Origin of the sequence: Mesorhizobium sp. LNHC221B00, assembly GCF_000502935.1 — a bacterium.
Classification (GTDB): Bacteria; Pseudomonadota; Alphaproteobacteria; order Rhizobiales; family Rhizobiaceae; genus Mesorhizobium; species Mesorhizobium opportunistum.
In genome coordinates, this window is the sequence record NZ_AYWR01000002.1 from 284,749 (window position 1) to 297,970 (window position 13,222).

Consider the following 13,222-nt stretch of genomic DNA (forward strand, 5'->3'; position numbering starts at 1 on the left):
GATGAAGCAAGCATGACGGACATCATCCATGCGTGCCACAAAACCGCATCCACCCCCTGCTGATCGCACCCCTTTGGTTGGCGGGCAATCCGACGCAAGATCGGAAACCACTTTTGCTGATCGCGCTTGGATGCTAAACGCGCCCGTTCACATACGGCCGCGCCGGACGGGCGGACGCTTTCGGGAAAGAAACCATGCCTGCCTTCAAATCCGACTTCCTGCGCACGATGAGCGAGCGCGGTTTCATCCATCAGACTTCGGATGATGCCGGCCTCGACAATCTCTTCGCCACGGAAACGGTGACGGCCTATATCGGCTTCGACGCCACCGCCAAGAGCCTTCACGCCGGCTCGCTGATCCAGATCATGATGCTGCACTGGCTGCAGCAGACCGGCCATCGGCCGATCGCGCTGATGGGCGGCGGCACCTCGATGATCGGCGATCCTTCCTTCAAGGACGAGGCGCGCAAGCTTCTGACCCCGCAGGACATCGACGACAATCTCGTCGGCATCCGTCGCAATTTCATGCCTTACCTCAAATTCGGCAGTGGCCCGAATGACGCCATCATGGTCAACAACGCCGACTGGCTGATGGAGATCAACTACGTCAATTTCCTGCGCGATGTCGGTCGTCACTTTTCGGTCAATCGCATGCTGGCGTTCGATTCCGTCAAGCTGCGGCTCGACCGCGAGCAGTCATTGTCCTTCCTCGAATTCAACTACATGATCCTGCAGGCCTACGACTTCGTCGAACTTTACAAGCGGCTCGGCTGCCGGCTGCAGATGGGCGGATCCGACCAGTGGGGCAACATCATCAACGGCATCGATCTCGGTCGTCGCATGGAGGACGCGCAGCTTTATGCGCTGACCACGCCGCTGCTCACCACCTCGTCGGGCGCCAAGATGGGCAAATCCGCCTCGGGCGCGGTCTGGCTCGATGCCAGCATGCTCTCGCCTTACGAGTTCTGGCAGTATTGGCGCAACACCGAGGACGCCGATGTCGGCCGGTTCCTGAAACTCTACACGACGCTGCCGTTGGACGAGGTCGCGCGCCTCGAGCGGCTCGGCGGATCCGAGATCAACGACGCCAAGAAGGTGCTCGCCACGGAGATCACCGCATTGCTACATGGTCGCGCTGCCGCGGAACAGGCCAGCGACACGGCACGCAAGACGTTCGAGGAAGGCGCGCTCGCCGAATCGCTGCCGACCGTCGAGGTTAAGAACGCCAAGCTCGAAGCCGGCGTCGGTATCCTGTCGCTGCTGGTGACCGCCGGGCTGGCGGCGTCGAACGGCGAAGCGCGGCGGCATGTGCAAGGCGGCGCGGTGCGGTTGAACGACCAGCCTGTCAGCGACGAGCGCCGGCTGGTGACGCTTCAGGATCTGAGTCCGGAAAACGTCGTAAAGCTTTCACTCGGCAGGAAAAAACATATTCTGGTGCGGCCTATCTAAGGCCGCTTCACCGGTATTCGAAGATCGACCTGAATATCCCCGGCGCGATCACCGAGAGCGGATTGACGTCGAGCACCGGCTTGTTGGCATTGCCCCTGAGCCTGTAGGTCACGCCAATGAGGCCCCTGTCGCGGCCATTGCCGAGAAGCGCACCGACGATCGGCAGCTCGCCGAAGATGCGGTTGAGGCCGTAGACCGGCATGAAGGTGCCGGTCATGTCCATGTTGTTGTTCTGGTCGTAGAGGATGCCCTGGAAGGTCGTGCCGATGCGCGGCCCCCGCAGCACGCCGTTGGCCAGCTTCAGATAGCCGCTGCCTTTCTCGATCTCGGCATAGCCGCGCTCGAACTTGACCCGCGACGTGTCGAGCTTGCCCTTGACCGCCTGGTCGAGGCTACGGCTGTCGCCGGCCGGGGTGGTCGAGACGATGGAGGCGAGCTTCGGTTCGTTGACGACGAAGAAATTGCTGGTGTCGACCTTGCCCTTCATCGGCCCGTCGCTGGCTCCCGACAGGGCCAGCATGATCGACCCGCCTTCCATGTGCTCGTAGACGTTCAGGAACCTCAATATGGCGCCGGCGTCCGCGGACTGCACGTTGAGCGCGCGCTGGCCGCCACCGGTGGTGTTGCTGATGGTGATGGCGGCGCCAGAACTTGCCGTCGCAGTGACCTTCAGGCCGTTCACCCGCGAGCCGGCCGCGCTGTAGTCGAGCTTCAGGTTGGACAGTTGCTCGTCGTGGAAACCGGTGAGCCGATCGACGTCGGCGCTCACCGAAATGGCGTCGGCGCCAGTGGTCTTGGTGGCGGTGTCGACGTCCGAGGTGAACTGCTTGATCAGCGAGCGGGCATCCAGGGCGTTGCCGCTGACGTTGACAGCATAGCCCTTGCCCGATCGCCTGACGGACACCGCCACGTCGTCGCCCCGATTCAAGGTGACCTTGCTGAACTTTGCCGACGACAGGGCGCCGTTGAGCAGGACAACGTTACCGTCGATGGAGAAGGTCTTGCCGTCGAGCTCAAAGTCGGACAGCGTCGTGGTCTCGCCCGACTTTGTCATGACGAATGTGGCGGTGGCGGGAACCCCTGCCCCCTTACTCCAGCCGGCCCAGGGAATGTCCAGCCTGGCATTGGTCAGGTCGGCCGAGACGTTCTGATTGCCGCTGCCGCTCTTGTCGATCGCGACCTTCACCGTGCCGGCAAGCAGCGGCGTCAGGCCGGGCATGGCGGCGGCACGGATCTTGTCGTCGAGCACCAGGGCGACCTTGCGGCTGCGCGCCGGCCCATCATCGGCCAGCGGCTCGACGAGGTCGAGTTCGGCCGGAATACCGTTCAGCGATGCCTTGGCCGAGATCACCGCCTTTTCGGGATCGACCGTGATCGAGCCGTCGGCATCCGTCACGGTCTGCCCTTCGAACGGCTTGGCCAATGAAAGGCCGGTGTAGTCGAGCGATACGAGCCAGTCGAGTTTGGAGCTGTCGATGCCGGACTGCAGCGGGATATCGGCCTTGACATGGCCGGTGACGCTGCCGGACAGGTCATCCGGCAGAAAGCCGACATGGCGCATGGCATTGATCGGTTCGTAGGAGGCCAGTTCGGCGACGGCCGCCGCGTCGCCGGCAACGTCAATATCGAGCGCGCCGATGACCGGCGGGCGGTTCGCCGCCTTTACTGCCAGCGTGCCGTTGATGGCCGCCACGGTGCGGCCGCTGGGCATGAAGACGGTGCCCGAGGACAGGGCGACGTCGACGTCATTGCCATGGAAGGCGACGACACCGACCGCATCACGTATCGGCGGAATGCGGCCGGCCGTGTCGAAACGCGTCCCTTCGATCTGGAAGCGGCCGAACACTTCGTCGGCGGAAAGCGGCACACCGTTGCCGAGGCGATCGGGCACCACATGGAACTGGAGATTGCCGTCGACGACGCGGCCTCCGAACAGATTGCTCAGCACCCAGAGCCGCGCATTGCGCGCTGAAAACCACGGCCAGAGCTGCTTGACGTGGGAGACCAGCATGTTGTGAATGTTGAAGGCGAGGTTGATCCCGGGCGCCTTGCCTTCGACGAACTCGACGGCGGCGGTCCCCAGCACTTCGCCACTGGTATCGGAACGAAGCGCGATCTGCTCGGCCACCAATTTGTGGCTTTTGGTCTGGTACACGCCGGCTATTCGCGCAAGGAAGCTCAATGCGGGCTCGGGTGACTCCGATGGCGCCAGCGACGAACCGTCGCTGGTCAGATCGTAGCGGTAGGCGGGTTCCTCGCCGGCCGCTCCCGACGCCGGCTTCGGCCCGATGGAGCCGGCGAAATCGAATGTCGACCGGCCGGTCTTGAACAGCATCCTGTCCACCTGGATCTTGTTGCTGCCGGCGACAATCGTCGCATCGACCGCGACGTCCGCCGGCAGCAATCCACGCGCGCCGAGATCGAGCACCGACCCGGTCGACGACACCGCGGCCGTCAGTTGCGACGCATTCGTGCCGGCTCCTTCCGATCCCTTCAGCTTCAACGCGACGGCGCCCAGCTTCCCGGCGCCGGCCGTGGTGTCGGCTGCAGCCGCCAGATCGATGCTCGCGTCCAGCGCCGTCACGCGATGCGCCGCAACATCGCGTGTGGCGGAAGCGGCAACCTTGATCGTCCTGCCGTCGACATCGGCCTGTGACGAAAATTCCATGCCGCCCGGCCCCGACTGAACGACGGTGGCGTCGGCGATCTTGACCAGTTTGATCGATCCGGTATCGGGCAGCACGAATTCGACATTGCTGAGATCGATCCGGCGCATCGAATCTTCCCGCACGGCGTCGAGGGCGCGATGGATGTTGCCGAACACCGCGTCCGACAGTTTCTCGGGATCGACGAGGCCGTCCTCATTGCGCAGCGCGGCGGTCCAGTCGCCGCCGGAGGGCATCGCCGCCATGACGATGCGTGCATCGGAAATCCTGGCGCTGGTCAGCCGCACCTCACCCCACAGCAGCGGCACAAGGCGGACGCCGAAGCGCACACGCCCGGCATCGGCCATGGGTTTGCCGTCGTTCGTCTTCAGGCTGACTTCGCTGACCTGGAGCGCAACGAAACTCGAACTGTCGAGCGTGATGCGAGCGGGTCCGACCGCGACATGGACATCGACGCCGGCGAGTTTCTCGATAGCGGTTTCCGCCTCGACGCGCAGCCGGTCCGCCCCAATGCCGGAAAGACCGACGAGATAGACAGCCGTCGCGACCAGCAGCATGAGCGCGACCATGCCGGCGAACACGCGCGAAAGGATGCGAAAGCCACGTCCAATCCGGGCCTGGCCAAGCGGCGGCACCCGGCACGCGGACGGCAAGGTCCCCAGGTCGGCGATCTCATCCCGCCTGAACCTTATCTTCTCGTGCTGCGGTTGCTCCTGATCCACGCAATCTTCCGTTGTACAAACTCGCTCGTGGACGAATCCCCGGTCGACACTATATCGGTGTGGCTTCGCGCGTAACCTCAAACAAGGGCATCGGTATGGCTGACCTCGTCGTGGGCGATCTTGCGCCGCAATTCGACCTGCCGCGAGACGGCGGCGGCTCGATCAGCCTTGCCGCATCCCTCGGCAAGCCCGTGGTGCTCTATTTCTATCCGCAGGACGACACAACAAGCTGCACGCAAGAGGCGATCAGCTTTTCACAGCTCAAGCCGGAATTCGAGAAGGCCGGAGCGGTGGTGATCGGCCTGTCACCCGACCCCGTCAAGAAACACGACAAGTTCAAGTCGAAATACAGCCTCACCATCGACCTCGCCGCCGACGAGGAGCGCAAGGTGATCGATGCCTACCATCTGTGGGTCGAGAAATCGATGTATGGCCGCAAGTACATGGGCGTCGAACGCGCCACGTTGCTGATTGGCCGCGATGGCCGGATCGCCAGGATTTGGCGCAAGGTCCGGGTGAAGGGCCATGCCGAGGAAGTTCTTGAGGCCGTCCGCGCGCTCTGAGCGCCACGAATGCCGACGGCGACATAGCCTTCATGTCGGCGCACGAAAATCCGGCTGATGCCGAAATCGAGCGTGCTTATTCCTCGGATGTTTCCACCTTCGGCTGCTGTCGCGCCCGCCAGGATTTCGAAACATGGTTCAGATGATCGGCCAGCGCGGCGAGGCGACCGCGCAAGCCGCGCGCGCCGATCACCGATGACAGCCTGACCGATTGCGTGGCGAAGCGCCGCTTGAAATCCTCGCCGCCGCAGAGGAAATCAATTTTGCCAAGGCCACGGTCGCGCGACCATTGGATATAGTCCACCATCAGCACCATACCCGGCGAGGCGCGTTCGTATTCGGGATCGTAAGTGGTGACGAAAGCCATCATGGTGCCGTGCTGTTCGAAATTGATCGAGACGGCGACGATCGTATCGTCGAGCTCCAAGACGAAAATGCGCAACAGCCCGAGCTCGGCCAGCACCGACACAAGCGCGGCGAGAACCGGCGAGCCTTCATCGAACAGGTCCGAGACGCGGCCGTGCCGCACCAGCCACAGCCGCTTCAGCGCCGCGACCCGAGCGAGCACCGGCTCGAGCGGTTCGCCGACATCCATCAGGCGAAAACGCAAAGCCCCGCCTTCTTCCATGAACTTGCGGCCGCGACGGTAGTTCTGCCGGGCCTTTTTGGACAGCGTCTCGAACCAGTCCGCGCCACGCGGCCAGGAACCCTCGACACGGTAGCTGATTTCGCAGCGGTGGTTGCGCCGAAGCGCCTTGCCGTGGCGCGAGGCCGGATCCAGCAGGGCACGGAAACCGGCATCCGGCAGCAGACGATTGAGATAGATGAGGTCGAAGCCGCCCTGGTCGAGAACATACTGCCAGAGCCGGGAGAGTTGTTGCGGGTCGCCGCCGGGGGCAAACAGCGCGTCGCCGTAGTCGCTGTGATCCTTCGCCGCCCATTCGAGAATGCGGATGCCGGAGCGCTTGAAGGTGGCGAGCGCTATCACGCCTTCGAGCCGGTCGCCGTTCCAGGCCAGCCCGATCCTGAGCGTGCGCCGCTCCTGATGGGGGGTGGTGCGCCACCAGGCCGCGATCCAGGCCGGATGCTGGAAGACAAGCCCGCCGGCTCGCTGCCAAAGCGCAGTCCAGGCCGGGGCGATCTCGTCCAAACGCGCCGCCGATGTCACGACTTCGAAGACGAAGCTCCGCGGGATCGTAGGTGCCATGGGAGCGTTCACGGCTGAGCCCTTTGCGATGCCCGCGTTGCCTCCGGCTGTCCGGGACGGACGCGCCGCGCGATATGCCTCCACATTCGCTTCAGCGGCATGACATAGAGGCCGGCAAGCGACTGGTAGTCGCGCACATCCCGATCGACCAGGCCGAACTTGAAATCCTCGTCGGGCTTCGGCACGCACAATGTTCCGAAGAGCCGATCCCAGAACGAGAAGAGCAGCCCGAAATTCTTGTCGTAGTGGCGCGGGTCGGTGCTGTGATGCAGCTGGTGCCAATGAGGACACAGGATCAAATTGTTGAGCGGGCCGAACGAGATCTTGAAATGCGTATGCCTGACGAAATCCATCATCAGGATGTTGCGCATGACGTAGACGTTGACGCCAAAGACCGTCAGTTCGACAAGGTTCAGCGAAATCAGCGACCAGATGCCGAAGCAGATGCCCACCACGATGCCGTCCCAGGCGCGGTTCATCAGTTCGTCGAGCGGGTGGACCCGATCCTTGGTGATACCGACCATCACTTCGGCCGAGTGATGCACTTTGTGCAGTTCCCAGAGCACCGGATAGCGATGCTGGGCGACGTGATAGAGATAATAGGAAATGTCGTAGGCGAGCAGCATGGTGATGGTGAAGATCAGCACCGTTACCGGGCCCGCCGGCCCCTCGATCAGCGGCGGCTGGAACTGGAACAGTGTCGAGAACAGCCAGTTGGTCCCGTAGCCCACCGCCGTGACGAAGACAATTCCGGCGGGCAGCATCAGGAAGGGCATCAGGGCCTTCTTCGTCACCCAGAACAGCAGGTCGGCTCTCGCCGAGGGATGGGTGATGACCTCATGCGGGATGGCGAACTCGAAAAACTCCTTCCAGCTCTTCTCCTCCACCGTGCGCCAATAGGCCACGAGCGCGCTGACCAAAGCGGTCAGCAGCAAAAGCCCGGTCGCCAGCAGACTGGTGCCGGAGAGCTTGTCGAGGACCTTGCCAACCAGATCGCTCAGCATCCCTTGGACCGCCATCTTCAATAGATTCCCAAACCCATCACGCCTTTAGCCGGAAACCGTCAAGTAAATGCAATCAAAGAGAGTTAAGGATTCTTGACCTTAATCGGCGACCGACCCGCTCTTCTGGTTGAAACATGGTGCGCGGCACGGCGCACGATGGCCGCTCCCTTGCAGTTTTGATGCAACCCACTGCCCTCGCCGCGTGTATTCGTTGCCGTGCGATCGATCCGGCAAGCCTTTGTTAACCCTAATAATGTGTAATCAAGCCGTCGTGGTGTCGTAAACGAAAGCTTGGTCCCGTGAACGCAACCGGTCAGTCCGCAGTCTTCGGCAGGCGCAAGGAACCCCACACCGTCATCATTGCCCGGGGTAACGAGATCAGGCACTTCACGATCCGACCCTGGCTCGCGGCATTCATCGGTTCAGCACTCGCCGCCATTGCCGTCGGCTACCTGCTGGCCACGTCCTATCTGGTGCTGCGCGATGACCTGATCGGCGCCACCACCGCGCGCCAGGCGCGCATGCAGCAGGCTTACGAGGACCGTATTTCGGCCCTGCGCGCCCAGGTCGACCGCATCACCAGCCGCCAGCTGCTCGATCAGCAATTGATGGAGACCAAGGTCAGCGAATTGCTTGACCGGCAGACGCAGCTCAGCCAGCGTCATGGCCGCCTCGGCCCGTTGCTCGAACGCGCCGAGAATGACGTCGGAACAGCGCCAGTCGAGGCCCCGGCAGCAGCCGCGAAGCCTGACAAACCCGCCGAGGTGACCGGCAGCATCAGCCAGCCGGCGCCGAATTACGCGGTCGCCAGCCTGAGCGCGGACCTTGGGGCCGCAGACACCAGGCCGTTCTCCTTGTGGTCGACCCGCTCCGATCCGTTGCCAAACGATTCAGCCGCCGATCGCGCCGACAAATTGTTCGTCTCGATCAACCAGTCGCTGAAATCGATCGAGACCGAACAGCTCACCCGCATCAGCGCGCTCGCCGACAATGCCTACAAGAGCGCCGACGCGATCACCCAGGCGCTGCAAGCAGCCGGACTGCCGGTCGACAGCGATTTCGGCAAGGACCAGAGCGATGTTGGCGGACCGCTGATCCCGCTCGACAGCTCGATGATGTTCGACAGCAAGGTCAAGGAACTGGACGAAGCCCTGGATGCGCTCGACCATCTCAAGAAGGAAGCGCGCCAGCTGCCGCTGTCCAACCCCGCACCCGGCCACTCCGTCACCAGCCCGTTCGGCATTCGCACCGACCCCCTCCTCGGCACCGCCGCGCTGCATTCCGGCATGGATTTCAGGGCGCCGATCGGCATGGCGGCAAAGGTCACGGCGCCCGGCGTCGTCACAAAGGCCGGCTGGAACGGCGGCTATGGCCGCATGGTGGAAGTCGACCACGGCAACGGGTTTGCGACCCGCTACGGGCATCTCAGCGAAATCGACGTGACCGTCGGCGAGAAGGTCGATGCCGGCGCCGTCCTCGGCAAGACCGGCAGCAGCGGCCGCTCGACCGGCCCGCATCTGCACTACGAAGTGCGCCACAATGGCGAAGCGATCGATCCGCTACGCTTTCTCACCGTCGGCAAGAAGGTCGCCCAGTTTCTCTGAGGTGCCAGTCCTCGGAGTGAAACCTTATCATCAGTTGATGACAAGCGCGGCCCGCTGCTCTTCGAACGCTGCCCAGGTGTATCGGTCTGGATCCAACACCTCGTTCAGCGCCTTGTACTCTCCAAATCGCCATCCTGGGTAGCAGAGCAGTTCGTCAAACAGGATGACACTGCCCCTGACAAGCCTGTCCTTGCAGAGCGTGAGAATGGCTTTGCAGGGCGTGTAGGTGTCCGTGTCAATATGAATGAAAGCAATTGGACCTTGGTGCTGCTTAAGAAACGTTGGAAGCGTATCTTCAATCCAGCCCTTTATCAGGTTCACATTTTGCCGAACCTTCGGCACAACGCCGTCCCTGTTGAATTGCCGGCCTCTGGCCTGGAAGCCAGTTCCAGTCCAGTTTTCCTGAAGACCTAGGAAAGCATCAAATCCAAAGATTGACCGCGTGTCGCCAGATGACGAAAGTCTACCTGCGAAATGGTTGATGCTTGTCCCGTCAAAAACACCAAATTCCAGCAGAAACCCGGATTTCGCGACTTTCTCGATTGCATAATTTCGTATTTGCTGATGGTCGTCGAAAAGCAGCGCATTTTCCATGTGCGGCGCCGCAAAATCGGCACCCTCGATAACGCAGCGCTCGTGCAATATTTGTGTCATACGCCGTTCTGGAAGCACAACAGCTGATGGCCGGCGCTTTCGCTTGAGACCGTGGCCCTCCAGAAAACTTGTAAGTTTTGACACTATTCGCGCTCCCCCGAATGCGCCCTTTTGAGTGAAGTGGGATGAAAAATCAAGCGGCCATGGACTTGCCTGCTTGGCCCATACTGCACCGGCCCGCCAACATCTGAAGCCTGGATTGCAGCGCCTTCGACAACAACAGGCATGACCAACACCGCCGGAAATCGCGCCACCGTCGGCCATGACCGATCCCTCAGGCGCCTATCGGCGGGCTGATACGCCAGAACCGGTCAGGCAACCGCCGTCCCCGGCTCCTCATTTCTTTTTCGGATCCTCGTCATCGTTGCGGGCTTTCCCCTTGTGGGGCGAACGTAGGTTTTCGAAGCCCATATAGTGGTCGGTATCCGACGTGTTCCATCGGCCGCCCAGATAGATGATTGCAATGGCCGCCGCGAAGACCAGCAAGGCATAGATCGTATTCATATCTTCTATTTAGTGCGCAGGGGACCGGCCGGACACCGGTCGACTTTCTGTCCACGAGTCCCTGTGACAGGCGGCTTGCCCGTTGACAGCACGCCAGTTGTAGGATGATATGTATAACCATACGCACCGCACCCAGACCGGCCGGACAATGACCTTCCACGGCATCTCGCCTGACATTCTCGCTGCCCTGGAGCGTGTCCTGGGGCAAAGCGGCGTGGCTGCCGATCCTGCCAGCATGGCAAAATACCTCGCGGACTGGTCCGGCGATCATCACGGCAGCGCGCTTGCGGTGTTGAAGCCAGCCTCGGTCGCCGAGGTTCAAGCTGCCGTGCGGCTATGCGGCACGCTCGGTCTGGCGATGATCCCGCAGGGCGGCAACACCGGGCTTGTCGCTGGTGCGATCGACATCGGCACGACGCCCGGCGCTGTGGTCATCAGCCTGGAGCGGCTGAACAGGATCCGCTCTGTCGATGCCGACAATTTCACCCTGCAGGCCGACGCCGGCTGCATCCTGCAGCACATCAAGGACGCGGCGGATGACCAGGACTGCCTGTTTCCCCTGGCGCTTGGCGCCCAGGGAAGCTGCCAGATCGGCGGCAATGCCGCCAGCAATGCCGGTGGCGTCAACGTGTTGCGCTACGGAATGGCCCGCGATCTCATCGTCGGCCTGGAAGTGGTGCTGCCGGACGGCGACTTGTGGAGCGGCTTTTCCGGCCTACGCAAGGACAATCGCGGCTACGACCTGAAGCAGCTTTTCATCGGCGCGGAGGGAACGCTCGGCATCATCACCGGCGTCGAGGTCAAGCTTTTTCCAAAACCGGGCCAGACCGAAACGGCATATCTCGGCCTTCCCTCGTTCGAATCGGCGATCGCCCTGTTCAGGCAGGCCCGGCGCGACTGCTCGGACCTGATATCAGCCTTCGAGATCATCGGCTCGGAATGCATGGAGCTTGCGCGCCTGGCCGACCCGACCATCGTCGCGCCGGTAGATGCCCCTGTTCATGTGCTGATCGAGCTGTCGTCGGGCGCTGCCGTCGAACTCCGCTCGCTGCTGGTCGATTTCCTCGCCGGCGTCATGGAAAGGCATCTCGTCGCCGACGCCGTGCTGGCCGAGAGCGGCGCACAGGCCAAGGCATTCTGGGCCATTCGCGAAGGGCTGGTCGAAGGCCAGGCCAGGCGCGGCTATCACGTACGCACCGACCTCTCGGTGCGCATCTCCGACATCCCCACGCTGATCGCCCAGGCCCGCGGGTTTGTGGCGCTGGAGCATCCGGGCTGGATTTCACAGGCCTATGGCCATGCCGGCGACGGCAACATCCATTTCAACGTCCTGCCGCCGCTTGATCTTGCCGAGGCCGACGCCCGCGCCAGGGGCGTCGCCATCACCGCCCGGCTGTACGACATCGTCACCGCACTTGGCGGCTCGGTCAGCGCCGAGCATGGCATCGGGCGCACCCGCCAACGCGTCTACTGGACCGGCATGTCTCCCGTCCATCGCCGTCTGGTCAGCACGCTGAAAAATGCCATCGATCCGGCCGGACTGATGAATCCCGGCTGCCTCTTCCCTGTGACGGAGACCTGTTCATGAAACAACGACTGGCCGCCATCGGCACCGTCGAGGCGCTACCGCGCCGGGTCGCTGCGTTCCTCAGCCGCGAGATCGAGTCCGGCGAACTCAATCCGGGCGCCCTGCTGCCGACGGAGCAGCAGCTTTCCGAAAAATTCGGCGTCAGCCGAAATGTGGTGCGCGAGGCGATCGCGCAATTGCGCGCCGACGGCATGGTGGAGGCACGGCAAGGCATAGGCTCCTTCGTCCTGGCGCCGGAGCAGCGGGCGGCGATCCGCATTGACCGCGAGACGCTGAAGGAGGGGCAGAACATGGAGCGGCTCTTCGAGCTGCGCTGCATCCTCGAGGCCGAATCGGCAGCGCTTGCCGCCGAGCGGCGCGACCAGGAGCATCTCGACGCCATCAAGGCGGCGCTCGACCGCATGAGCGGCGAGGAGCGGTGGGAGGACGGCAGCATCGACGCCGACCTTCTGTTTCATCGCGAAATCGCCCGGGCGACGGGCAACAGCTACATCCACAGCTTCATCTCCTTCGTCTGCGAACAGATCCGGCGCTCGATCTATTACGCACGCCAGACCAACCCCTTACACGATCTGGTGGAAGTCAACGTCGGCGAGCATGTGCGCATCTACGAGGCGCTGGTCGCCGGCGACGCGGCAAAAGCCGAGGCCGCGATGCGCGCGCACATCATCGGCGCGGCCAACCGTGTCGGCGTCAATCTGCCGCTCGTGCGCGGCGAACGTACGGGCGGAGGGAGATGAGCATGGCCGTCGCAAGCATCAGCCGGATTTCCGACGTCTGCCTTCTGGTCGAGGACATCGAGCGGACGGTGACGTTCTATGTCGACAAGCTCGGCTTCCGCCTGCGCCGCCGCGCCGAGGGTTTCGCCGACTTCCATGGCGAGGGCGTGACACTGGCAGCCTGGGAGATCGACCATATCGGCCAGCATGCCGGCGTTTCGAAACTGAGATCGCCACGCCACGCGCACAAGGTCTGCGTCGCCGTCCGGCTCGATACGCCAGACGAGATCGACCGGCTGCATGCCGAGCTGACGGCCAAGGGCGTGCCGTTTTACGGGCCACCCGAAAACTATGTCTGGAATGCGCGCTGCGCCTATTTCACCGACCCGGACGACACGCTCTGGGAACTCTACGCCTGGCTCGACGGCGGCCCGGGCGACTACCACGACGAACAGCCGTAGACGACACCGCGCCAAAGGGAACGGCGCGTAATGAAGAGACGAGACAGTCTTGCAACAGGAGCGAAAAATGAATGGGAACAGA

11 protein-coding genes are annotated in these 13,222 nt (G+C 62.8%); 6 read left to right on the plus strand and 5 right to left on the minus strand.

Annotated elements, in window-relative coordinates:
• The first annotated feature begins 194 nt into the window (after positions 1-194).
• Positions 195-1,448, plus strand: a complete 1,254-nt coding sequence (gene tyrS, locus X741_RS162355; protein WP_023776301.1) for a tyrosine--tRNA ligase — start codon at positions 195-197, stop codon at positions 1,446-1,448.
• A gap of 7 nt (positions 1,449-1,455) precedes the next feature.
• Here tyrS and X741_RS162350 read toward each other — a convergent pair whose 3' ends face one another.
• Positions 1,456-4,836: a DUF3971 domain-containing protein gene (locus tag X741_RS162350; RefSeq protein ID WP_023776302.1), complete on the minus strand. Its 3,381-nt coding sequence runs from the start codon at positions 4,834-4,836 to the stop codon at positions 1,456-1,458.
• Positions 4,837-4,931: 95 nt separating this feature from the next.
• Here X741_RS162350 and X741_RS162345 point away from each other — a divergent pair, with 95 nt between their 5' ends.
• Positions 4,932-5,399, plus strand: coding sequence for a peroxiredoxin (locus tag X741_RS162345; RefSeq protein WP_023776303.1), 468 nt, complete (start codon positions 4,932-4,934; stop codon positions 5,397-5,399).
• Positions 5,400-5,475: 76 nt separating this feature from the next.
• Here X741_RS162345 and X741_RS162340 read toward each other — a convergent pair whose 3' ends face one another.
• Together X741_RS162340 and X741_RS162335 are read right to left on the minus strand one after the other, a co-directional pair.
• On the minus strand, positions 5,476-6,606 hold the full coding sequence (locus X741_RS162340) for a GNAT family N-acetyltransferase (RefSeq protein WP_031249738.1): 1,131 nt from the start codon (positions 6,604-6,606) through the stop codon (positions 5,476-5,478).
• A gap of 8 nt (positions 6,607-6,614) precedes the next feature.
• Complete coding sequence (locus X741_RS162335) at positions 6,615-7,610, minus strand: sterol desaturase family protein (protein ID WP_023776305.1); 996 nt, start codon at positions 7,608-7,610, stop codon at positions 6,615-6,617.
• A 299-nt stretch (positions 7,611-7,909) separates the two neighbouring features.
• Here X741_RS162335 and X741_RS162330 point away from each other — a divergent pair, with 299 nt between their 5' ends.
• Positions 7,910-9,214, plus strand: coding sequence for a M23 family metallopeptidase (locus X741_RS162330; RefSeq protein ID WP_023776306.1), 1,305 nt, complete (start codon positions 7,910-7,912; stop codon positions 9,212-9,214).
• Between the two features lie 30 nt (positions 9,215-9,244).
• Here X741_RS162330 and X741_RS162325 read toward each other — a convergent pair whose 3' ends face one another.
• Together X741_RS162325 and X741_RS1000000169495 are read right to left on the minus strand one after the other, a co-directional pair.
• On the minus strand, positions 9,245-10,132 hold the full coding sequence (locus X741_RS162325; protein ID WP_084018275.1) for a class I SAM-dependent methyltransferase: 888 nt from the start codon (positions 10,130-10,132) through the stop codon (positions 9,245-9,247).
• 72 nt (positions 10,133-10,204) lie between these two features.
• Positions 10,205-10,372, minus strand: coding sequence for a hypothetical protein (locus X741_RS1000000169495; protein ID WP_023776308.1), 168 nt, complete (start codon positions 10,370-10,372; stop codon positions 10,205-10,207).
• 109 nt (positions 10,373-10,481) lie between these two features.
• Between X741_RS1000000169495 and X741_RS162320 the strand changes: the two genes are divergently transcribed.
• From X741_RS162320 to X741_RS162310, 3 genes are read left to right on the plus strand one after another with little or no spacing between them, the layout of a single operon-like run.
• Entirely contained in the window at positions 10,482-11,960 is a 1,479-nt protein-coding gene (locus X741_RS162320; RefSeq protein WP_245272643.1) for an FAD-binding oxidoreductase, read from the plus strand.
• The gene (locus X741_RS162315; RefSeq protein WP_023764136.1) at positions 11,957-12,700 is read left to right on the plus strand and encodes a FadR/GntR family transcriptional regulator; all 744 of its coding nucleotides are present in this window, start codon (positions 11,957-11,959) and stop codon (positions 12,698-12,700) included. Before X741_RS162320 ends, X741_RS162315 begins: the two co-directional genes overlap by 4 nt.
• A complete protein-coding gene (locus X741_RS162310; protein ID WP_032927439.1) occupies positions 12,697-13,140 on the plus strand; it encodes a VOC family protein in 444 nt (147 codons plus the stop codon). The genes X741_RS162315 and X741_RS162310 overlap by 4 nt, the downstream gene beginning before the upstream one ends.
• Positions 13,141-13,222 lie beyond the last annotated feature (82 nt).